The sequence below is a fragment of the Rhizobium sp. Root491 genome (assembly GCF_001427205.1).
GTDB lineage: Bacteria > Pseudomonadota > Alphaproteobacteria > Rhizobiales > Rhizobiaceae > Agrobacterium > Agrobacterium tumefaciens.
The window spans coordinates 1-20,611 of the sequence record NZ_LMFF01000010.1 but is presented as its reverse complement, the minus strand read 5'-3'; the positions used below and the strand labels follow the sequence as shown (position 1 = coordinate 20,611).

The following is a 20,611-nucleotide window of genomic DNA, read 5'->3' as shown; positions in this document are numbered from 1 at the left end:
AAAGCTGATGCCAACCACAACAAGCGAGGTCAGGATCGTGGAATTCGTCTGATCCGTCAGATCGTCGCTGCCTTTTGCAACACCCTTGGCAAGCTTGTCCAGCAAAGAGCCTATTTCGTTTCCGGCCGCTCGAATTTGCCCATCAGCCTTCAGGAGTTCCGCCGCGGACTCCTGATTACGATTAGCGGAGCCAAGCTCGACGGCCTTATCAGTGGTTGCGATGATGCTCTGAGATTGTTTGAGCAGTTTGTCGATTGTGGCCGTCTCTTCCGGGAATATGGCCTTGACGTTGTTCAATCGCGAGATCAGTTCGCCTTTGTCGGTGTTATACTCGCCTTTGGCGATGGCGAAATCCGGAATGGAGGTGTCATATGCCATTACCTGATAAGCACCGTAAGCCACCGCCTGAAGATTGCGGTTGGCACGAGAAAGCTCGACAAGCGCGGCATTATCGCCGGCAATGAACTCTGAATAGAGCGTGTCCGCGTTTTTGTAACGGGCGGACATATATACTGTTGCACCCAGACCGATGATGCAGAGCGGTAAAATGAGCGACAGAATTTTGGTGCGGATACTGGCATTCTGGAGAAATGACACGGATAACCTCAGGGCATGAATACCGCTCCTTCCCCGTGCCGGAGGTGTTCGGCAAGACTGACATTGCACGTCGCGTAACCTCGATCATCAAGGCTTCGGTAGCCGCATCATCGGCTCTGATCGCAACTGCATCATGCATGCGCAGAAAAACGCCGGCCTGCCCCTTCAAATACGGGCAGGTCACCATTCCGCGGGCGAAACGACAGCCCCGCCAACAGGCGGAAACGCCGGGCCGCATTTCGCAAAACACGGACTAGAACCGATTGTTCCATGGCCGTGCTTCGCTGGTTTTCTTGCGATTAGTTATAGTTAAATACTTTACAATTTCTTCATGCCCAAACGGGCGCAGGAGATACCAATATCTAAAAGATCAGCGTGCGATTAGCCATTCCACCGCGGATAAGCCCGACTTGTGGGATGGTGATGCAGGCCACATTCACATATGGGCAGCGCAAGGCTTAAAGAAACCTGCGAACAAGGGCTGTACGGCGGTTACGAGTGTTCGCTTCGATGAAGCTGCAGGCCCGCTCGTTTCAAACTGTCCAGCAAATGCTGCGCCATCGCGCGTCGTCAAGGACGTCGCCGCCGAATGCATCAACTCTTTGAAATCGTCCAGGCCCACGTCATCGGCGCGCATGACTGAACGGATCAGTGGATCTGCGAAAATCTCGGCGAGCGTCATCTCGTCTATCGTCTGTCTCATCTCAGTCTCCTTTCGATAATTCCTACGCTGTGAAAGCGGGCGATTGCTTGACGGGCTCGCGCCAAGGTGTTACCGGTAAGTAACTTTTGTGATAGTTACCGATCGGTAACACGCATGTCAACACCGCTTGAGGGTAAAAATTAAACTCATGAAATCCGAGACATCTGATCGTGCTTCTGAGCAGAAAATCGCACCTCGTGACCGGATTGTGTCAACGGCCTGCCAGCTGTTTCGTGAACATGGGATACGCGGCATCGGTGTTGATGCCATTGCCGAAGCCGCCTCAACCAACAAGATGACCTTATACCGACATTTTGGTTCCAAGGACGATCTTGTGTGTGAAGCGCTCAAGCACAGTTCTCGAACGCTCGATAAAGCCTGGGAAGATCTCGAAAAAGAGAACCCGGGCGACCCGAGGGCTCAGCTCAAGGCATGGGTTAAAGCGCGCGCACAATGTCTTTCCAGCGAGCCCTATGGATGCGATTTGGCCAATGCTGCGGTAGAGTTGAAAGAGCAAGGGCACCCTGCACATGCGATAATAGAAACGTTGAAGATGGAACAGCATTCCCGGCTTGCCGATCTTTGTCGTTCGACAGGTGTAAGCGATCCTGAACTTTTGGCTGATACGCTATCCATGCTGTTAGAGGGAGCACGCGTCAGCAAACTTGCCGCCGGCAAAGAAGGTCCGTCGATGCGGTTTACGCGTGCGTGTGAAGCGGCGATGGTCTCGTTTGGTCTAGGTGCACAGGCTTCTGCCTGATCCTGGTGGTGCAAGAAGGAAGTGCTACTGAAGGCAGTGAACGTTAACCGGGCGTCGAATAAGGCTATATGACCAGACTTGCCCGTGATCCTCTTTATCGTCGCCACCGATTTCCACCTGACGTGATTGCCCATACCGTTTAGCTCTATGTCCGGTTTCCGCTCAGTCTGCGAATGGCCGAGGATGTGCTGGCAGCTCGTGGGGTCATCGTCTCTCGTCAGACCGTGAGACTTTGGGCTGAGAAATTCGACAGGCACTTTGCCAATGAAATCCGGAAGCGATCGATCGGCAAGCTCGGCGACAAATGGCTGTTGGTTATCGCACGAATATGATCCATTCTTCCATTTCGAAAAGACCCACCCTCACTTCGGAAAGATGTTTTCGGTCAATACCATAGAAGCAATGTGTTGGTAAAATGCCAAATGAAAAACTGGCTTAAACCCAGCTGAAAACCGACAGGCCGGGGTCAATCGCGGAGACCTTCTTCAACGTGAAGGCGTCTATGGCGCTCAGACTTACGGGGACAGTAACATCCTCGGCCTTGAGGTCGCTGGGAGAAGTGACAGCCGTCGGAAACGAAGTAATCGGCCTTGCCGTCGGCGACCGTGTCATGGGGATTGTCGGCGGCGGGATGGCGGCTACCATTCCGACCAGATGTCCTTCATCGAGGCGGCCGCAGTCATGGAAAGCTTCGTCACGGACTGGGAGGCTCTTGCACATCTCGGACGAACCGAAAAAAAGCGAGACCGTTCTCATTCATGCTGCTGCAGGCGGCATCGGATCGGCGGCAGTCCAGCCCGCCAAAGCGGCAGGAGCAACCTAGCTAGCCACCGCTTTGGCGGGCAACATCGGGAACGTGCTTTCGCAGGGCGCCGAAGCTGTGTTCGATTATCAGCGGTCGGACTTCGAGGCGGAGGTCGTCGATGCGACGGCATCCTGTGGGGTCGATCTGATCATCGACTTTGTCGGCGGGTCCTACCTCGTCCGCAACATTCGTAGTCTTGCTCTTGGTGGTCGGCTTGTCCAAGTGGGCCTGTTGGGGCGAGATAAGAACGCCATCATTCCGCTCGGAACTGTCCTTCACAATCACTTACAATTGCTGGGCACGGCCATGAAATCCAGATCTCGCTCAGAAATGAGAGCTATGATCCGCCGGTTCAGGGACGATGTGCTGCCAATGATGGGCAAAGAACTTCAGCCCGTTGTCGGGGCACTGTATCCGCTCTCAGCTACATCGGATGCCGATCGCCGGATGAAAGCCGGCGGAGTGTTCGGCAAGATCGTTCTTGACGATTTTCATGGGTGATGCCGGATACGCGGGGAGCTCTTGGACTGAGTGGAACTCGCGAATTGCACCGCGATAAGCCAAAAGATTGACCGCCGGTGAGTTTTGCCCAGCAGACTTCTGCACGAGGAAAGATGCCGGAGTGGTGGAGAGGGCCGCTTTGAACGGCCCTACCCCTGGAGCGCTGAATTTATAGCGCCCAGCCTCCGTCGATTGTCAAGCTCGATCCTGTCATGAAAGACGTGTCGGGACCCGTTAGATAGGCCACCATTCCCGCAATTTCCTTGGGGTCGGCAACGCGCTTCAAGGGGCTGCGGTCAGACAACATCTCAATGGCGCCGGCGTTCATGTCAGTGTCCGTTGGACCAGGCTGGATGTTGTTGACGGTGATGCGCCGCGGAGCAAGATCAAGGGCCAAGCCTTTCACCATCGCTGCGACCGCAGCCTTGGAGAATTGGTAGACGCTTGCTCCCGCCATTCCAGTCCGTTCCGCCGTGTTCGACCCGATCGTTATGACGCGGCCGCCATCCTTCATGTGCGGCACTGCGGACTGGATGGACAAGAAAACGCCGCGGATGTTGATGTCGATCATTAGATCGAGCTCTTCGAGAGTGACAGCATCCACCCTGTTGAGCCGCAAAATCCCTGCATTGACGACGACGGCGTCGATTGGCCCGAAGATGTCGACAGTCTTTGCCACCGCGCCACGAATGGCGGCAGCATCTGCGCTATTGGCCTGGATTGCCACCGCGCGGCGCCCACTCTTATCGATCTCGTTCACGAGCGCCTGTGCGCTGTCCGGTCGCGAAACATATGTGAAGGCGACATCGTAGCCGTCTTTTGAAAGTCTTTCGACCGCAGCGGCGCCGATACCACGGGCACCTCCAAATACGAGGGCGGTCTTTCGTTCTTCGATTGTCATGGGATTCTCCTTTTATTGACAGATCAGTCCATAATTGAGCAAATGAAAAGCCTCCTTGTTGCGGAGGCCGCGTTATGGTTTTAGACGCTGTGTTGCAAATCGTGCCATCGCCTTCAGATCGAGAGCTTTTGCGCCGCCACGCGCAGCCACCTGCAGGCCGGTCATCGTCATCTGAATGAACGCGGTAGTTTCTTCAGCGTCGAGAACGGGATTGATTTCCCCCGAACGCTGGCCCTCCAACACTCTCTCCAATATGCGTCGACCTAACGCCGCACTGGCAGAGTTGCGGCGCGAATTAAGGTCCGGGTCTGTCACGCCAAACTCGCCGACTGATCCAACCCCCATGCATCCCAGCGCCCGCTCGCAATCGTCTTCCGACACAAGACCGGAAAGCAGGTCTTCGATGCCTTTTATAGGCGATGTCGGGCCGCTCAACCTCATGACATGCCCAGTGTTTGTCCGCTGCTGATAGGTATCCAGCGCTTCCAGATAAAGAGTACGTTTGTCGCCAAAGGCGCCGTAGAGGCTTTGTCTGCCGATGCCCATCGCCACACGCAGATCATCGGTAGAGGTCGCGGCAAATCCCTTTGCCCAGAACACCCTCAGGGCTTTCTCCAACGCTGCGTCGCGGTCAAATTCTCTCGGTCTTGCCATGCGGACGACGTACCAATTATTGATTGATCCGTCAATAATTAAATTCCCACCATGCGGCGGAGATATACCGGGGCAAGTGCAACATGTTCGGGCGTCGATGAGAGTGCGAGCTTCCTGACTATGGCAAGCCACGGCCGCCGGAGCGCGGTTTTCTGTCATATTCCGAATTTTGAACGGTCTACGTGATCCCGGATTGACATCGAAGTCAATCGTGGATATTTTATATCCACGATTAGGGGATACACCATGAAACTGAGCGAAGGCGTCGAGCAGGCCATTCACTGCACGGCATTCCTGGCGGGGCTGTCCGAAGACGGCGTCCTGTCGGCGGCAGCACTGGCTGAACTCCACGGCGTATCGACGAGCTACCTCCTCAAGCATCTGCAGGCGCTTTCCGGCGCCGGGATCGTCGCAACGACGCCGGGTCCGAAGGGTGGATATCGGCTGGCCAAGGCGCCAAAGGACATCACGATGCTCGACATCGTCCTCGCGGTCGAAGGACCAGCGCCCGCCTTCCGGTGCGCCGAGATCCGCCAGCGCGGGCCGAATCCACTTCCGGCGCGCTACTTCACTAAGCCCTGCCAAATCAACGCCGCGATGCTGAAAGCCGAGAAGGCCTATCGCGCAGAACTCGCCAAGGTGTCCGTCGCGGACCTTCTGGCGGACCTTGGTGCAGCCGACGACGGGGGCATCGCCGCCCGGGGATGCGCCTTCCTTGAACTCCACGAACGCAAGACGGGCAATCGCGCCTCGTCATAGGAGAAAGCACCATGACCAAGATGAAGAAGGTCGTCGTCATCGGCGGCACGGGCCTGATCGGCTCGAAGGCAGTGAAGCTGCTACAGGACGCCGGCCACGAAGCCGTCGTCGCAAGCTCCCGCAACGGGATTAATGCCTACACGGGCGAAGGACTGGCCGAGGCTCTTACGGGCGCCGACGCCGTCATCGACGTGTCGAACATGATGTCTTTCGATAAGGCCGTCATCACCGACTTCTTCGACAAGTCGAGCCGAAACCTGACACGTGCCGAACAAGCCGCGGGCGTGCGCCATCACGTCGTCCTCTCGATCGTCAACGCGGACCGCCTCGCCGCGAACCCATACATGGCCGGCAAACTCGCCCAAGAAGACGCCGTCGCAGCATCGGGCCAGGCCTACACCATTGTGCGCGCGACACAGTTCCACGAATTCACGGAGACACTGGTGGGCGCCTACTCGGCCGACGGCGCGGTGAAAGTGCCGGATATCGACTTCCAGCCGATCGCGGCTGACGACGTCGCCGCTGCTTTGGTGGAAGCCGCGCTCGGGGAGCCGAAGAACGCATCCGTCGATCTTGCCGGGCCCGAACGGGCACCGTTCGAATCCTTCATCCGGACCTATCTCGATGCCAAGAGCGACGCTCGTCCGGTCAACGCCGACGCCGCCGTCGACTACTTCGGCGCTTCCGTTGTCGCCGGCTCGCTGGTTCCCGGCGGAGACTACATCAAGGGTGCGATCACGATCGCCGAGTGGCTCAGAACATAGGAGGGAAACAATCATGAAGACCATCCTCCATGCCGCTTCAGCCCTTGCGGTCTCTCTGGCCACAGCTTCCGCTCATGACGTCGCCAAGCCTGGACTTGCATATGATACGAAGGACGCGAAGGTGACGCTGGTTTACGAGCATCCCCTCCCGGACGTTCCCGGCAAGAGCGTGAAGGGCGTCCTCGTCGAGTACGGCCCCGGCGGCTACAGTTCCGCTCACACGCATGCAAAATCCGCCTTGATCTATGCGACGGTTCTCGAAGGCGCCATCCTAAGCGCCGTGAACGGTGGCGAGACGAAGACCTTCATCGCCGGGCAGAACTTCACCGAGCTGCCGGGCGACCGCCACGACGTCAGCGCCAACGCCAGCAAGACCGAGCCGGCGAAGCTGCTTGCCGTCTTCGTCGTCGATACCGATGACACCGCCCTGACGACACCGCGAAAGCCGTAGCGCTACCTACCAGACCTACCCCCTCACCTAGCACACGCAACGACGGTTTCTCCGGCGAACGGAGAACCGTGTCCACGAGAAAGGAAAACAATATGTCCCGCATGAACTGGTCCGAAGTCGCCCCCGAGGGTGCCAAGGCGCTCTTCGGCGTGCATCACTACGTCACCAAGAAAACGAACCTTCCTGAGGAGCTGATTCATCTCGTCTTCCTGCGCGTGTCGCAGATCAACGGCTGCGCCCATTGCATCGACATGCATAGTCGCGATCTGCGCAAGACGATGTCCGTCGATAAGATCACGCTTGTTCCTGTCTGGGATGAGGTGCCTCACCTGTTTAGCGACCAGGAACGAGCAGCACTGGCCTGGGCTGAAGAAGTCACGAATGTCAGCCAGACCCAAGCATCGGACGAGGCCTATGCCGCCGCAGCCGCAGCTTTCGAACCGAAGGACCTCGTCGATCTGACGATCACGATCGCTGCGATGAATGCGTTCAATCGTCTCGGGGCGCCATTCCGGCTTCCGGTTGCAGCCAAGGCGTGATCGCGCGAGCAGTGCAACCGCATAGGCACCTCCCTGCCGGGCCGTCGAGGTCCGACAGGGTGTTTCGACCTGCAGATGCGACCATCCCGGTCGCCATCTCCCAGACACGGAAGGCATTATCCGGATCGAACACTTCAGAGTGTTTATGAAGGTGAGCCGCTGTTTTACTCCTGCGTGAAACCGACTGACCACGATGTAGCAGGCCTTCGACTGACCGAAGGCCTCGCCTGACAACACCGCAAATCACTCGTGTGCCGATATGCGCTCAGCCTCGACGATCACCTACTGACAAGCCCGTTAAATGCTCAGAAAGCAGCCAGAGCCGTTCAGCAGCCTGTGGATCCATGGCCCAAGGCGCCACACCTTTGGTCCCATCCGTCTCCGCCTGCGGCAGGGCGACTTCGCAATCTTCGCAGTAGACGCCACCAATACCGTTGAGTTCGGGTCGCGTTGCTGCCCAGACGCTTGTTGCTGCCCCTTGTTCCGGCGTCTTGAGATCGCGCGATGGATCGACTCGACGGTTGCCATTCTCGTCGTAGACATCAAAAGACTTGATCTCGTCTTCGGTAAGATGGCGGGCGAGATCGGTCAGGATGATGCCCGGGTGCAAGGAAAATGACCGTACGCCACACCCTGCTCCAAGCCGATCAAGTTCAAGCGCAAACAGAGCATTTGCCGTCTTCGCCTGGCCATAGGCCTGCCACTTGTCATAAGGGCGAGCCTTGAAATCAATGTCGTCGAAATCGACTGGACCGATTTGATGGCCGCGCGATGACACAGAGACCACCCGCGCGTTGCCAGCCTTGACCAGCGCAGGCCACAGGCCTGCAACCAACCGGAAATGGCCGAGATGATTGGTGGCAAACTGGCTCTCGTGCCCAGCCTGATCCCGGGCAAGCGGCGTCGCCATGATGCCGGCGCTGTTGACCAGGATTGAGATGGGCATGCCCGCCGCAACGATCCTGTCAACAAAGGCGGCAACCGATGCGGGATCCGCAAGATCCATCGCTTCGATAACAACATTGTCGATACCGGCAAGTGTGCGTTCGGCCTTTTCGCGATTGCGAGCCGGTACGATGACACGAGCGCCGGCACCAGCGAGCGCCCGCGTCGTCTCGACGCCGAGACCGGAATAGCCGCCGGTGACAATCGCCGTCTTGCCGGAAAGGTCGATACCCTCGGTGACCTCGCGTGCCGTGCTGGATGCGCTGAAACGAGATCCAATAGGTTTCTGTTCGGACATGTTGTTACTCCTTCATTTGTGGCTCTGGTGTCCGTCCCCTATATCGGGTAGCTTCTCGGAGTCCCCAGCCTGCAGGATCCGGATTTCTGTCGTGATCGTCCAAAACATCCAGGATCCCCTGTCCGACGTGCTCAGCGCCATCGATGCGCGTGCGCTGTTCTCCGTGCGTTTTGCAGCCGGAGGCGCGTGGTCTGTTGCTTTTCCACCACCGGGCTACCTCAAGTTCAATGCAGTCCGTGAAGGCGTTGCCTGGCTGATCTCGGAGGGAGAGGCACCGTTGCGCATTGAAGCCGGCGATTGTCTTGTGGTCAGCGGCAAGGCGTTTACGCTTTGCAGCGATCCCAACGTGACGCCGATAGCGGCGGCAGAGGTATTCGCTGGGGGTAATCTCGATGTCTCAGTGGGCGATGGTCGGGATTTCGTGCTCCTCGGCGGCAGCGTCAACCTCGATACCGTCGATGGCTCACTCCTCACCGACGCCCTGCCGCCTGTTGTAGTGATTGACCACGAAGAGGCCGGACCGATTGGCTGGCTGCTCGAACAGTTGGACCTGGAGTGGAACAGCGCAGCACCGGGTGCTCGCGTCGCCTGCAACGACCTGCTGCGTCTGGTGTTTATCCATGTCCTGCGTGCCTATATGGCGCGCCAGACATCACAGCATCCCGGCTGGCTCGCCGGCCTTGCGGATGCTCGTCTGGCGCCCGCACTGCGGGCCATCCACGCCGATCCATCGCGCCGCTGGACGGTAGAAGCACTGGCGTCTCTTGCCGGCCAGTCCCGCTCCGGATTTGCCGAAAGATTTCGTGCCACCGTCGGAGCATCGCCGATCGACTATCTCGCGAACTGGAGGATGCGGCTTGCCGCCGCCCGGCTGCGGCGTGGCAACGAGCCACTGCCACGGATTGCACAGTCGCTCGGCTATGGATCCGACAGCGCTTTTGCCGCCAGCTTCCGCCGCGCCATCGGCCAATCGCCGGCGCGTTACCGTTCCCTGTATCGCAACAAGATGCAGAGTGAGGTTGTCAAGTCGTGACTGCTGGTTTGCCACTAGCCGGTCTGGTGCGCAGGCAGATGCAGCGTTGCAGCAAGTCCTCATTGTTTGCGACCGCTTTCAATTTGGACACACTCCGCATCATACGCCTTGACAGGAATCGAACCCAGAACCGGCAAACCGAAGAACTTATCACGCTGATTCTACCGCAAAAACACTCTCTATGATCGTCAAAGCTATCGGTCGTTTAAAGAACCGCAGACGTGGAGAGCTTCCCATGAGGCTGCTTAAACGGATCGGCTTTCGTTTGGATCGAGCCATTCACGCTGCTCATTGTTAGTGCTTTGACGGCCGCCTGTTCAACTTTTTACCCTTATTTATCCCAGGCCCGAGGACCGGCGGTGCTAGTCCTTTTTCCAGAGGCGCTGATGTGGATCGGCACCCAATTTGGAAAAGGAAAGCATCATGAAAAAGAATCTGCTCGCCACTGTCGCACTTCTCATGGCCATCTCTCCCGTTGCGGCTGAAGCCCGCTGCGTGCCGAACACCCCAGTCATCGCCGCTAAAGCCGTTCCCGTCATTCAGTACAAAAACACGACGATAGATGGCGTAAAAGTCTTTTATCGTGAAGCCGGCCCCAAAGACGCACCGGTGCTACTGCTTCTGCACGGATTTCCGACCTCGTCCCATATGTTCCGCAACCTCATTCCGCTGCTTGCAGACCGCTACCGCGTGATCGCGCCTGACTATCCCGGCTACGGTCAGAGTGATGCGCCCGACCACACCAAATTTTCCTACACATTCGAGAACCTGACCAACGTCGTCGACAAGCTGACAGAAAAAGTCGGCGCCGATCGCTACAGCATGTATGTGATGGATTACGGCGCACCGATCGGATACCGGCTCGCGCTCAAACATCCCGAGCGGGTTGAAACCCTGATCGTGCAGAATGGCAACGCCTATACCGAAGGCCTCGCCGCGTTCTGGGATCCGATCAAGGCCTATTGGGCCGAGAAGACGCCGGAACGCCGGGAAGCGCTCGCCGGTCTGGTTACGCTCGAAACCACGAAATTCCAGTATACCGACGGAATGGGCGATGTCTCACATATCAGCCCCGACAACTGGGTCGTCGATCAGGCCTTGCTCGACCGGCCGGGCAACAAGGACATCCAGCTGGATCTCCTGGGCGACTACGGCAGCAATGTACCGCTTTACCCGCAATTCCAGGCCTTCTTCCGCGACAACCAACCGCCAACGCTGATCGTCTGGGGCAAGAACGACAAGATCTTTCCCGAACCTGGCGCGCACCCCTATCTTCGCGATCTCCCGAATGCCGAGATGCACATTCTCGATAGCGGCCATTTCGCCCTCGAAGACAAGCTCGATGTGATGGTGCCGCTCATCCGGGATTTCCTCGACCGCAAGGTTTGCAACTGATCGATAGCCAATCCGTTCCGCGGGGCCAGCGGCCCCGCAACTTCCCCCAGCAAAGGAAAAGATCATGACCAGTCCCGTTTCGGGCACCCAGACAGCTGGTGCCCCGTCCCTCTCGATCGTCCTCGTGCACGGCGCATTTGTCGATGGCTCCGGATGGCAACAGGTCCATGGTGAACTTGTCGACCGCGGCTTTGAAGTGCTCGTCGCTCAACACCCGACGACCTCACTTGAAGGCGACGTTGCCGTGACCGAGCGCCTGATTGTCGCGGCTCGCCACCCGGTTCTCCTGGTGGGCCACAGCTACGGTGGAGCCGTCATCACCGAGGCTGGCGTCAACCCGAAAGTCCAGGCTTTGGCCTACATCGCGGCTTTCGTGCCGGATGCGGGCGAATCCGTCGCGGCTCTGAACGAAGCTCCGGAAGAGCCCGGCGAAACGAAGGCACCGTTGCTGCCGCCGCAGGACGGCTACCTCGTTGTCGATCCTGCCAGCTTTCCGGAAGCATTTGCCGCCGATGTCGACATCACGACCACGCGCTTCATGGCGGCGGCGCAACTGCCCTGGGGCCTTGCAGCGGTCATAGCACCCCTTACCCACGCAGCTTGGAAGACCAAACCCAGCTTCTATCTCGTCGCTTCCGCCGACAGGATGGTGCCGCCTAGCGCGCAGCGCCGGATGGCCAAGCGTGCGAGTGCTGCGATCACCGAGATCGACAGCAGTCACGCCGCGATGCTGTCGCACCCGCAGGACGTCGCGGCGTTCATCGCAGCCGCCGCCTCGGCCGCAACGCCGACCGAAGGTGCCGGACAATGACCCGGCCCGTCACCCATCACCGAACCACCAGCGTTGAAGGCGTGGAACTATTCTACCGCGAGGCTGGAGAGAAAGGCGCCCCTGTCGTGGTGTTGCTGCACGGCTTTCCAAGCTCTTCGCACATGTACCGCAACCTCATCCCAGCGCTTGCCAACCACTATCATGTGATTGCGCCCGACCTTCCGGGGTTCGGTCTGTCGGCAATGCCGTCTTCCAGCGAATTCGAATACAGCTTTGCCACTTTCTCGGATGTCATCGCCGGTCTCCTCGAACAGCTGGGCGCCGAACGCTACGCGCTCTATGTCATGGATTATGGCGCGCCAACCGGGTTTCGTCTGGCGCTCGCGCATCCGGATCGGGTGACCGCCCTGATCGTCCAGAACGGCAACGCCTATGAAGACGGCATGGGGGATTTCTGGGGAGTGACGCGGGCTTACTGGGCCGACAACGGCCCGGTAAACCGCGACGCGCTGCGGCCTTTTTTATCGCTTGACGGCACACGTTTCCAATATCTCACTGGCACAAAAGATGAGACGCGGATCGATCCGGCGGCCTGGTTATACGATCAGCTCTTCCTCGACCGCCCGGGCAGCACGGACATCCAGCTGGACATCATCTACGACTATAGGACCAATGTCGGGCTCTACCCCGACTTCCACGCCTATTTCCGCGCCCATCAGCCGCCGGCCCTGATCCTGTGGGGCGAAAATGATCCCATCTTCCTGCCGGAAGGCGCACGCGCCTTCCTCCGCGACCTGCCCGAAGCCGAGCTTCATTTTTTTGATACGGGACATTTCGCCCTGGAGGACAAGGCGGACGAGATGATCCCGGTCATGCGCGACTTCCTCGCCCGAAACCTGATCCGTTAATTGGAACCCAAGAAAAGGAAAATGACCATGTACAACAGCAAATCCAAGCCGAGCGTCCTTCCCACCGGCGGCGGCGCAGCCCTCATCGATCCCTCCGACGCGCTGATCCTGCTTCTCGATCATCAGTCGGGATTGTTCCAGACGGTCAAGGACATACCGGTCGCCGATCTGCGCCGGAATGTGGAAATGATCGCCAGGCTCGCCACTCTCTTGAACATCCCGGTGATCACCACTGCTTCGGAACCTGCCGGCACCAATGGTCCACTGATGCCCGAGATCCATGAATTGGCGCCGCACGCCGACTATGTGCCGCGCAAGGGAGAAGTAAACGCCTGGGACAATGACGATTTCGTCGCAACGGTTCGCGCAACCGGCCGCAAAACTCTCATCATGGCAGGCGTCTGGACCAGTGTCTGTGTGATGTTTCCGGCACTCGACGCCCGCGCCGCCGGCTACGACGTCTATGCGGTGCTCGATGCCTCGGGGGATCCGAGCGAAATGGCCTCGCGGATTTCACTTGCCCGCTTCGTGCAGGGCGGCGTCAAGCCGACATCGACCAATGCATTGCTGTCTGAGCTTCACCGCACCTGGGCGCGTCCCGAGGCTGCCGAGCTTGGCAAGCTCTACGGACTTGCCGCACCGAACTATGCCGCCGTGGCCGAGAGCTATGCCCGCGCGCAGCAGGCCGCTAGAGAGGCAATCTAGTACTTTGTGCATCCGACGCCCTGCGAACAGAGCACACTTTAGGGAAATACGATATGAGTTACGGTTTCATGGATATCGCGATCACGCCTTCAGTTCGCAGGGCGCAAGCGGAAATGGGAGCGGATCATTTCTGGTCCGACTTCAAGGGACACCGCGAATTCGACCGCTTCACGGCACAGGAGACCGCGTTCATCGCACAGCGCGACAGCTTCTACATGGCCTCCGTTTCGGAAACAGGCTGGCCTTACGTTCAGCATAGAGGCGGGCCTGCCGGCTTTCTCAAGGTCCTCGACGATCGCACCCTCGCCTTCGTCGATTACCGCGGCAATCATCAATATATCACCACCGGCAATCTGACAGAAAACGACCGGACATGCCTGTTCCTGATCGACTACCCCGCGCGCACCCGGCTGAAGATCTATGCCCGTGCCGAGAAGCTGGCCCTTGAAGCCGATCCGGTACTTACCGAGGCCATCACCGATGGTGCTTATGGAGCCAAGGCTGAACGCATTTTCAGGTTGAAGCTCGAGGCGTTCGACTGGAACTGTCCGCAGCATATCGTGCCGCGTTACACCCAAGCCGAATTTTTGGCCGCCTCTCGACATCTTCTGGACAAGGTCGCTCAGCTTGAGCAGGAAAATGCGTCACTGCGGGAGCGCCTCGATTCGCGACGAAAAGATTGAGCACGAACCGAGGAGAATGCAGCAAGGTCAACCAAAGTCCGTTGCACCGACGGCAAGCTGGGTCCGTTTGGTAGCGGCACCTGCACCCATTGCGCGGGCGCAATCCAATGACGTCTGGAAATAGCCCATCGCCTTGTCGGGCCGCCTGTTTCCGGCTGCAATCATTCCCGCAACGCGCCCAAGATCCGGATGCCACCAACGCTCTTCTCGTATGCCAGTTTCTGCAAGCACGGCGAACAGACTATCCTCAGCAAGCTGCAGTTCGCCTGCGGCAAGATATGCCTCCGCCAACAGGCTCCGGTAGAAGGGCACGCGAGCACGCCAGTTCCCCCGAAGCAATCCGCTGATACTGTCTTGCATCAGGGTAAAGCCTGCCTGCTCACCTCGAGAGGACTGGATAGCACCGGCGAAAAACTTGGCTGTCCCCTCGTAAATGCCGACACTTTCTCGCCGGCTGACGTCGGCCAGTTGTTGCTGAAGCCGCGAAGCAGTTTCGAGATCACCCTCCACGAAAGCGATCGGAAGGGCCGCAAGCGAAATTGCATTGCCCAAGGAGATCATGTGATCGAGACCGGCGGCACGATCGATCGCCTGACCGGCCAGCCGGGAGGCACGATCAGAATCACCTTGTAACCAAGACAGAAATGCCTGAGAAAAACGAATACCGGCAGGCAAATCGACCTGGAACCTGGACAAGCCATGCCCTTCCTCCAGGTGACCCCAATCATCCATCAGCGCCTCCAGGTCGGCCGATGCCGAATTGAACTCGCCTGCATAGATCTTGATATGCGCTAAAAGTCGTTTGCCGTCGGGCGCCGTCGACCAGTCCAGAGCCTTTGCTGCCGCAAACTCGTTCATGCTGCGCAATGCCGTGCGGGGCCGGCCGGAATAGGCCAGAAAAACGGCCTGTCCGCACACCGATCGTATTTCAAATTCCTCGTCGCGCGACCCGTTCGCATGAAAGATGCTTTCGCGCCAAGCATCATCGGTTTGCGGGTGCATGTGGCGCGCCAGTGTCATGGCCCAGGCCCGAGCCGTGGAGAGCCTGGCTCGGCCCAGTGGCGCGAGCCCCATGAGGGCAGCGCTGTTTGACCCGGCAAGGTCGATGGCCTCCAGCATTTCCCTAAACGCCGATAGTTCTTGCCACAGCGGCAAGGCAGCGACCACCAATTCGACACCCAAAGCCGCATCGCCTGCGGGATCAAACGCCCAACCGATGGCCGCGCGAACGTCGTCGATCTGCCTCCGATATTTGCCGAGCCATTCGCGAGATGTCTGCGACGACCAATCCCGTTCGGCAATCTGCAGCTTGTCCTTTGTTCGAACGGCAAAATGTCGTCTTGCCTTCTCTCTGTAGAGGGAACCTGAAAGACGCCGCGCGGCATAGGCACCCGTGCTTTCGGCAAGTCTGTAATGCACAGTCCCGCCGTCGTATTCCGCTGATACCAGCGACTTTGCCACGAGCTGCGACAGTGCGTCTCGCCCGGTCATCGGCTCCAGGGCGCCGGCGAAATACATCGCCTCCACGTCGTCGGAGTTGAAACGGCCGGAAAATACCGAAAGCAGACCGAGCAAGACCGCCTCACGGTCAGGAAGAAGCCGATAGCTCCAGTCGAGCGTCGCCTCCAAGGATTGGTGGCGCAAGGGTGCATCCCTTGCTCCCCGGTTCATCGTATCAAAGCCATCCCTGAAGAGGTCATCGAGCGCCGAGGGTGCAAGAACACTGGCCGTACCGGCGGCCAGTTCGATGGCGAGTGCCAAGCCGTCCAGCCGTGAGCAGATCGAAACAACACTGCGGACATATTCATCAGTAGGCTTTATATCGCCTAAACCGTACGCCTTTGAAATGAACAGCTGGATTGCCGGAAACTGTAGCGCGTCGCTGATGGACATTGTCGTCGTCTGGTGCGGATAAGCCAATCCTGAGAGAAAATGAATCTGCTCGTGCCGCGTCCGTAACGGCTCGCGGCTGGTCGCAATGATCCGCGCCGAAGGAACGTCCGCGGATATCCGCTCAACGATCGTCGCGGCCATCGCGACAACGTGCTCGCAATTGTCGATGATGAGAAGCAGCCGGTTGCTGCGAAGGACGTCGATCACGCCTGCGATGGGATCATCAAACCCAAGCGACACGCCGAGGGCAGACGCGATCGCCGGAACCACAAATCGCGGGTCGCTCAGCGTCGAGAGATCCGCAAAGGCGATGGCTTCGTTTGCCCCGCAGGATTGCTCAGCAACCGTAACCGCAAGAGACGTTTTTCCCGCGCCGCCTGGCCCGACGATGGTGACGTAACCCGCTTGATCAAGCTTTTCCGAGATCTGCCGGGTCGCTTCATCGCGGCCGAGGAGCGGCCGAACCTGGGGTGCCGCGATATGATGGCTTGTGCTGGCAACCACTTGCCGGGCTGGCGCCGGGCGATCGCTTTCCAAGGCGGCGACGAACTTGTAACCTCGCCCAGCAATGGTTGCGATGTACTCCATGGAAGGATCAAGTTCGGCTAGCGAGCGTCGAAGGTTGCCGACATTGACCTTCAGGTTATGGTCGTGGACGATATAATCTGGCCATACATGCGCAAACAGATCGGCTTTGCTGACAACCTCGCCCGCCCGCGCCACGAGCAGGGTCAGAATGTCGAAACCTCGCCCACCGAGGCCGACGGGTTGCCCCTTGTACAGGAGGGATTGAGCTTCTGGCAGAAAACGGAAATCTCCAAACTGGAAAGCGGTCTGTTTCGACAATGTCTGTAACCCGAGATCGTGTGACACCCTGCTCTCACAATTCAAAAAATTTAACGATATACCGCGCTGGCCAGTTTTCAAGGCGTATGGAGAAAGGTTGCACCGCAGGCTGGCTCAAGATGAAGGTTGCCAGGCCTCTTCGCAGATCTTCGATGGTGTTGGAAGATCGTCTAGCTCGCTCAAAATCGCTCAACGCCAAAGTCGGCGCAAATCCTCATCAACGGGATTTCTGGCCCAGACGGGCGTGCAGGATTCGCCGATGAAATTGTTCTATTTTTAATCCGACGGTTCCGTTATCTGCTTTCGGCGAAGTGTCGGCCATTGGAGTACTCTGTTGGATTCTTGTTCTTCTGATCAGCCCTGCCTCACGCAGGAGGATGCCATTGAGGCCAAAGCTTTCATTGATCTGCACAAGGCCGCCCGCGGCCGATTGACGGACGAGGAGCGGTTCGCATGCGTTTCCATGAATGGTGGATGCACGATCTCACTACCGAGCGCGCCTGCGATCGGCCTCAACCGTATCCTTGGCCTCACCACACGTGAAGATCTCGACAAGGCCTACAGCTGGATGAGGGGAAAGACGGGGAACCGGTTCTTACAGGTCAATGCCGACACTGCATCGGACGAGCTGACACAGTGGATCGAGACGAAGGGGTTGGTTGCCTACGGACCTGGATGGGCGAAGCTTCGGCGATCCACGGACACGATCCCTCTTCCATCGCCAGGCACCGTGAAAACACGAAAAGTTCGGCCCGACGAAGCCGAGGTATTCGGCGCCATGATGTGTGCCGGTTTTGGCTTTCCGGAAAGCCTCACTGCTCTATGGGCAGCAATCGTGGGACGCGACGGATGGTCTTGTTTCTACGCGTTGGATGGAGACACACCCGTGGGAACAGGAGCGATGTTCGCTTCAGGATCCTTCGCGTGGCTCGGCGGTGGAACGACCGTGCCGAGCTTTCGAAATAGAGGTTCACAAAAGGCCCTAATTCAAGCTCGTCTAAAGGAAGGCGCAGACCGTGGCGTGTCGACTTTCGTGGTAGAGACCGAAGTGCCATCGGCCGAAAAGGCCAACATCTCGAACGCCAATTTAGCGAAAATGGGTTTCGTGCATATCTATAATCGCAGCAACTTCATTTTATGACACTTGCTGTCAAGAGAGGACCAAGGTCGTGCATTAGCAATATGATTTGGTTCGTCAGCTTAGTGCGACTGACTCTACGGATATTTATGGGGCCACTACATTGCAAGGTTATGCCTTGGCTCTTGAGGGGATTTAACCATTGGCACGCTTCTTTCTTCCCGATGCAGTCGGTCCGTAGGACGGCTCTATGGAGGTCGACATCATAGGAGCCAGCGCTGGGTGTTTTCTCGTATAAATATGTCCGAAGAGTTCGGCAGCGAATGCTCTTCCCTCAACTCGGCTATCTCTCGGCCATATGAAGCGGCACCTCTACCTACGCTTTACCCTGGGCCACAGCTCCAATAAGATTCGAAAACACCCCCTCGGCCTCGGAAGCGGAGCAGTTTCCCCGTGTAACAGCGCTTGTCAACGCGTCTCCTGCCGCAACCAATGCCGCGCAGGCCAATGCCAGCGATTCCGGCTGAAAGTTTGAGTGAGGCCGTAAAACATCCATGAACATTTCGATCACAGCATCGACTAGCTCTTGGTACACGTTGGCTTTCTCCTCGCTTCCTGCAAGCGCTGCGCCGACAGCATGAAATTCGTCACCTTGGTCGGTTCCGCAGGCCAGATAAGTTTTAGCCAAAGCCAATATAGTCTGTTTTGCCGGTCGATTTCCCTGAGCCATAAGTGTGCGAAACGCGGCAATGCGTTCGGTGTCTATCCAACGATAGAGTTCAATTAACAAACCCGTTCTGGTCTCGAAGTGCTCGTAGGTCACAGGTTTGGAAACGCCCGCCCGCACTGCCAGGTGACCTAGTGTCAGCCGATCAGCACCTTCTTCCCGAACGATCAGGCGCGCCGTCTCTAGTAGCTGCTGACGCCTCTCGGACTTCGAAAGTCGGCCTTTAGTCCTATTGTCGATGGCAGCTTTTTGCTTTTCCACTTGCATACCTACTTTTAGTAACCTACCATGTGTAGGAATTAGTAAACCACAGGTATCGTGATGTTACAAGCTTCTGGAAGTCTCCACGACCCAATACTTATTATCGGCGGCGCCGGCGAGGTTGGGCGATGGGCCACACGCTTCTTGCGTGAGCAATATCCTGATGTACCAATCCTCATTGGCGGTCGCGACGAGCAACGCGCGATACGAGCAGCAGCAGCTGTCGACGGCGCGTCTGCGGTGGTAGTGGACCTCACTGCCTCTGACCTGGGGCTAGGCGAGCAACGTGTCTCGGCGGTCGCAACGCTCTTTACGGACAAAACCGGGGCAGCTCTCCGCTGGGCCCAACAATTGGGCGTTGGGCACGTCAACATCTCACCAAGCATAAGCGAGCTGGGCTTGGAAACTGCTACATTCATGCAGAGACCTACCGCCGCGCCAGTCGTCCTTGGTACAGAATGGCTCGTTGGTGCGACAAGCGTACCGTCACTCTTGTTCGCCCGAGAATTTGGTCGTCTGGAAAACATTCATATCGAGGCAGTGCTCGATGAACAGGATGCGTTCGGACCTGCAGCGAATGCAGATCTTGAGCGCCAGATGTATGCGGGTGCTGCCGCTCTTTTGAGAACGGTTGGCGCGTGGCGATGGTACCATGGCGCCGAGACCAGATCGAAGGTGCGCGCAATCGACGGCACCGAGTTGGACGCGAACGTGTTTTCGCCAAACGACGTCTTGTTGTTGGCAAACGCAACCGGCGCTCCTGATATTCGGTTCGACCTGGCCATTGGAATGAGCTCCACCCGCCGGAATGGCGGACCGGTATCGACTGAAATCATTATCAACCTTTCGGGCCTGGATCACGCCGGGCAGCAGCTTCGGAAACGTCACGCGATCGTTCACCCCGGGGGGCAGATGCCGCTAACGGGTCTGGGTGTCGCGCTCGTTCTTGAACGCTTGGCTGGTCTCGCGGGCGATACGCCCCGACCGGGCCTCTATTTCCCAGCCCAGGTCATCGACCACTCCACATACTTTGATCGGCTTCGCGCATCAGGCGGTGAAGTCATTGAATTGTAGCCGATCCAACACGCGCTGCAAGGCTCGGATCAAGCATAACCTGGAGCAGAAAATGAACCACACTCATAAAGCATCAGCCGCCACGGATCATCCCGTACACCATTCGCAAATCGAGGCCAACGGAGCCTCTTTCCATGTGGTTGAACAAGGCCGCGGTCCAGTAGTGCTCTTCTTGCACGGATTTCCAGACACTGTGGAAACGTGGCGTAGCCAGATGCAAGTTGTCGCAGAAAACGGATACCGCGCGATCGCGCTCGACATGAGGGGTTTCGGCGAGAGCTATGCCCCGAACGATCCCGCACTTTACAGCGGGGCCCTAATTGTTGGCGACCTGATTGGCATCCTTGATGCGTTGCAGGTGCCTACCGCAACCATCATATCCCATGACTGGGGTGCCGACCACGGACAACGGGCGATGGTCATGCGACCGGATCGTTTCAACGGCATCATAACGCTCGGCATCCCGTTCCTGCCGCGTGGCGAGCTGAGTACATGGGACTTGCTACGCAGTCGCGGTCTCGGCGATCTCTATTATGCTTTCGACATGATGAAGCCGGAG

The 20,611-nt window shown here is 58.0% G+C and carries 22 protein-coding genes and 2 pseudogenes; 16 read left to right on the top strand and 8 right to left on the bottom strand.

Going from position 1 to position 20,611, the window contains the following annotated elements; translation table 11 throughout:
- Together ASD46_RS10930 and ASD46_RS10920 are read right to left on the bottom strand one after the other, a co-directional pair.
- Positions 1-597: pseudogene (locus ASD46_RS10930) on the bottom strand (methyl-accepting chemotaxis protein); the annotation flags it as partial.
- Positions 598-1,033: 436 nt separating this feature from the next.
- Positions 1,034-1,279 carry a hypothetical protein gene (locus ASD46_RS10920; protein ID WP_323455116.1) on the bottom strand — a complete coding sequence of 82 codons (246 nt, stop codon included), beginning with the start codon at positions 1,277-1,279 and terminating at the stop codon, positions 1,034-1,036.
- Between the two features lie 169 nt (positions 1,280-1,448).
- Between ASD46_RS10920 and ASD46_RS10915 the strand changes: the two genes are divergently transcribed.
- Complete coding sequence (locus ASD46_RS10915) at positions 1,449-2,060, top strand: TetR/AcrR family transcriptional regulator (protein WP_060642263.1); 612 nt, start codon at positions 1,449-1,451, stop codon at positions 2,058-2,060.
- 68 nt (positions 2,061-2,128) lie between these two features.
- A pseudogene (locus ASD46_RS27765) lies at positions 2,129-2,374 on the top strand (IS6 family transposase); the annotation flags it as partial.
- Positions 2,375-2,495: 121 nt separating this feature from the next.
- On the opposite strand, the gene ASD46_RS27760 reads toward ASD46_RS27765, so the two are convergent.
- Positions 2,496-2,705, bottom strand: a complete 210-nt coding sequence (locus ASD46_RS27760) for a hypothetical protein (protein ID WP_156390037.1) — start codon at positions 2,703-2,705, stop codon at positions 2,496-2,498.
- A 190-nt stretch (positions 2,706-2,895) separates the two neighbouring features.
- Here ASD46_RS27760 and ASD46_RS27755 point away from each other — a divergent pair, with 190 nt between their 5' ends.
- A complete protein-coding gene (locus ASD46_RS27755; protein ID WP_320187827.1) occupies positions 2,896-3,366 on the top strand; it encodes a zinc-binding dehydrogenase in 471 nt (156 codons plus the stop codon).
- Between the two features lie 169 nt (positions 3,367-3,535).
- Here the strand turns inward: ASD46_RS27755 and ASD46_RS10895 are convergent, their stop codons facing one another.
- Together ASD46_RS10895 and ASD46_RS10890 are read right to left on the bottom strand one after the other, a co-directional pair.
- The gene (locus ASD46_RS10895) at positions 3,536-4,267 is read right to left on the bottom strand and encodes an SDR family NAD(P)-dependent oxidoreductase (RefSeq protein WP_035201019.1); all 732 of its coding nucleotides are present in this window, start codon (positions 4,265-4,267) and stop codon (positions 3,536-3,538) included.
- 72 nt (positions 4,268-4,339) lie between these two features.
- Positions 4,340-5,080: a TetR/AcrR family transcriptional regulator gene (locus ASD46_RS10890; RefSeq protein WP_323455115.1), complete on the bottom strand. Its 741-nt coding sequence runs from the start codon at positions 5,078-5,080 to the stop codon at positions 4,340-4,342.
- An 87-nt stretch (positions 5,081-5,167) separates the two neighbouring features.
- Here ASD46_RS10890 and ASD46_RS10885 point away from each other — a divergent pair, with 87 nt between their 5' ends.
- The 4 genes from ASD46_RS10885 (at position 5,168) to ASD46_RS10870 (ending at position 7,434) form a co-directional block, all read left to right on the top strand.
- Complete coding sequence (locus ASD46_RS10885) at positions 5,168-5,680, top strand: RrF2 family transcriptional regulator (RefSeq protein ID WP_019565668.1); 513 nt, start codon at positions 5,168-5,170, stop codon at positions 5,678-5,680.
- Between the two features lie 11 nt (positions 5,681-5,691).
- The gene (locus ASD46_RS10880) at positions 5,692-6,444 is read left to right on the top strand and encodes an SDR family oxidoreductase (RefSeq protein WP_060642261.1); all 753 of its coding nucleotides are present in this window, start codon (positions 5,692-5,694) and stop codon (positions 6,442-6,444) included.
- 13 nt (positions 6,445-6,457) lie between these two features.
- The gene (locus tag ASD46_RS10875; protein ID WP_035201026.1) at positions 6,458-6,895 is read left to right on the top strand and encodes a cupin domain-containing protein; all 438 of its coding nucleotides are present in this window, start codon (positions 6,458-6,460) and stop codon (positions 6,893-6,895) included.
- Between the two features lie 92 nt (positions 6,896-6,987).
- Positions 6,988-7,434 (top strand): carboxymuconolactone decarboxylase family protein, encoded by a 447-nt coding sequence (locus tag ASD46_RS10870; protein WP_060642260.1) that lies wholly within the window; start codon positions 6,988-6,990, stop codon positions 7,432-7,434.
- A gap of 265 nt (positions 7,435-7,699) precedes the next feature.
- On the opposite strand, the gene ASD46_RS10865 is transcribed toward ASD46_RS10870, so the two are convergent.
- On the bottom strand, positions 7,700-8,677 hold the full coding sequence (locus ASD46_RS10865) for an oxidoreductase (RefSeq protein WP_060642259.1): 978 nt from the start codon (positions 8,675-8,677) through the stop codon (positions 7,700-7,702).
- A gap of 91 nt (positions 8,678-8,768) precedes the next feature.
- On the opposite strand from ASD46_RS10865, the gene ASD46_RS10860 reads away from it, so the two are divergent.
- The 6 genes from ASD46_RS10860 (at position 8,769) to ASD46_RS10835 (ending at position 14,173) form a co-directional block, all read left to right on the top strand.
- The gene (locus tag ASD46_RS10860) at positions 8,769-9,710 is read left to right on the top strand and encodes an AraC family transcriptional regulator (RefSeq protein WP_060642258.1); all 942 of its coding nucleotides are present in this window, start codon (positions 8,769-8,771) and stop codon (positions 9,708-9,710) included.
- Positions 9,711-10,133: 423 nt separating this feature from the next.
- Positions 10,134-11,105 (top strand): alpha/beta fold hydrolase, encoded by a 972-nt coding sequence (locus ASD46_RS10855; RefSeq protein ID WP_060642257.1) that lies wholly within the window; start codon positions 10,134-10,136, stop codon positions 11,103-11,105.
- Positions 11,106-11,169: 64 nt separating this feature from the next.
- Positions 11,170-11,916 (top strand): alpha/beta hydrolase, encoded by a 747-nt coding sequence (locus ASD46_RS10850; RefSeq protein WP_060642256.1) that lies wholly within the window; start codon positions 11,170-11,172, stop codon positions 11,914-11,916.
- Positions 11,913-12,785, top strand: a complete 873-nt coding sequence (locus tag ASD46_RS10845) for an alpha/beta fold hydrolase (protein ID WP_060642255.1) — start codon at positions 11,913-11,915, stop codon at positions 12,783-12,785. Before ASD46_RS10850 ends, ASD46_RS10845 begins: the two co-directional genes overlap by 4 nt.
- A gap of 27 nt (positions 12,786-12,812) precedes the next feature.
- The gene (locus tag ASD46_RS10840; RefSeq protein WP_060642254.1) at positions 12,813-13,490 is read left to right on the top strand and encodes an isochorismatase family protein; all 678 of its coding nucleotides are present in this window, start codon (positions 12,813-12,815) and stop codon (positions 13,488-13,490) included.
- A gap of 53 nt (positions 13,491-13,543) precedes the next feature.
- The gene (locus ASD46_RS10835) at positions 13,544-14,173 is read left to right on the top strand and encodes a pyridoxamine 5'-phosphate oxidase family protein (RefSeq protein ID WP_060642253.1); all 630 of its coding nucleotides are present in this window, start codon (positions 13,544-13,546) and stop codon (positions 14,171-14,173) included.
- 27 nt (positions 14,174-14,200) lie between these two features.
- Here the strand turns inward: ASD46_RS10835 and ASD46_RS10830 are convergent, their stop codons facing one another.
- Positions 14,201-16,912 (bottom strand): ATP-binding protein, encoded by a 2,712-nt coding sequence (locus tag ASD46_RS10830; protein WP_323455114.1) that lies wholly within the window; start codon positions 16,910-16,912, stop codon positions 14,201-14,203.
- A gap of 334 nt (positions 16,913-17,246) precedes the next feature.
- On the opposite strand from ASD46_RS10830, the gene ASD46_RS10825 reads away from it, so the two are divergent.
- A complete protein-coding gene (locus ASD46_RS10825) occupies positions 17,247-18,053 on the top strand; it encodes a GNAT family N-acetyltransferase (protein WP_060642251.1) in 807 nt (268 codons plus the stop codon).
- Between the two features lie 313 nt (positions 18,054-18,366).
- Here the strand turns inward: ASD46_RS10825 and ASD46_RS10820 are convergent, their stop codons facing one another.
- The gene (locus ASD46_RS10820) at positions 18,367-18,984 is read right to left on the bottom strand and encodes a TetR/AcrR family transcriptional regulator (protein ID WP_082546191.1); all 618 of its coding nucleotides are present in this window, start codon (positions 18,982-18,984) and stop codon (positions 18,367-18,369) included.
- A gap of 138 nt (positions 18,985-19,122) precedes the next feature.
- Between ASD46_RS10820 and ASD46_RS10815 the strand changes: the two genes are divergently transcribed.
- Positions 19,123-20,052 (top strand): NAD(P)-dependent oxidoreductase, encoded by a 930-nt coding sequence (locus tag ASD46_RS10815; protein ID WP_323455113.1) that lies wholly within the window; start codon positions 19,123-19,125, stop codon positions 20,050-20,052.
- A 52-nt stretch (positions 20,053-20,104) separates the two neighbouring features.
- On the top strand, positions 20,105-20,611 hold a 507-nt coding region (locus tag ASD46_RS10810; protein ID WP_156390035.1), incomplete at its 3' end, for an alpha/beta fold hydrolase.

Bases quoted from the DNA above. Each gene is read 5' to 3' on its own strand.
- ASD46_RS10920 (WP_323455116.1), bottom strand. From the start codon at position 1,279: ATGACGCTCGCCGAGATTTTCGCAGATCCACTGATCCGTTCAGTCATG.
- ASD46_RS10915 (WP_060642263.1), top strand. From the start codon at position 1,449: ATGAAATCCGAGACATCTGATCGTGCTTCTGAGCAGAAAATCGCACCT.
- ASD46_RS27760 (WP_156390037.1), bottom strand. From the start codon at position 2,705: ATGGTAGCCGCCATCCCGCCGCCGACAATCCCCATGACACGGTCGCCG.
- ASD46_RS10895 (WP_035201019.1), bottom strand. From the start codon at position 4,267: ATGACAATCGAAGAACGAAAGACCGCCCTCGTATTTGGAGGTGCCCGT.
- ASD46_RS10890 (WP_323455115.1), bottom strand. From the start codon at position 5,080: ATGACAGAAAACCGCGCTCCGGCGGCCGTGGCTTGCCATAGTCAGGAA.
- ASD46_RS10885 (WP_019565668.1), top strand. From the start codon at position 5,168: ATGAAACTGAGCGAAGGCGTCGAGCAGGCCATTCACTGCACGGCATTC.
- ASD46_RS10880 (WP_060642261.1), top strand. From the start codon at position 5,692: ATGACCAAGATGAAGAAGGTCGTCGTCATCGGCGGCACGGGCCTGATC.
- ASD46_RS10875 (WP_035201026.1), top strand. From the start codon at position 6,458: ATGAAGACCATCCTCCATGCCGCTTCAGCCCTTGCGGTCTCTCTGGCC.
- ASD46_RS10870 (WP_060642260.1), top strand. From the start codon at position 6,988: ATGTCCCGCATGAACTGGTCCGAAGTCGCCCCCGAGGGTGCCAAGGCG.
- ASD46_RS10865 (WP_060642259.1), bottom strand. From the start codon at position 8,677: ATGTCCGAACAGAAACCTATTGGATCTCGTTTCAGCGCATCCAGCACG.
- ASD46_RS10855 (WP_060642257.1), top strand. From the start codon at position 10,134: ATGAAAAAGAATCTGCTCGCCACTGTCGCACTTCTCATGGCCATCTCT.
- ASD46_RS10850 (WP_060642256.1), top strand. From the start codon at position 11,170: ATGACCAGTCCCGTTTCGGGCACCCAGACAGCTGGTGCCCCGTCCCTC.
- ASD46_RS10845 (WP_060642255.1), top strand. From the start codon at position 11,913: ATGACCCGGCCCGTCACCCATCACCGAACCACCAGCGTTGAAGGCGTG.
- ASD46_RS10840 (WP_060642254.1), top strand. From the start codon at position 12,813: ATGTACAACAGCAAATCCAAGCCGAGCGTCCTTCCCACCGGCGGCGGC.
- ASD46_RS10835 (WP_060642253.1), top strand. From the start codon at position 13,544: ATGAGTTACGGTTTCATGGATATCGCGATCACGCCTTCAGTTCGCAGG.
- ASD46_RS10820 (WP_082546191.1), bottom strand. From the start codon at position 18,984: ATGCAAGTGGAAAAGCAAAAAGCTGCCATCGACAATAGGACTAAAGGC.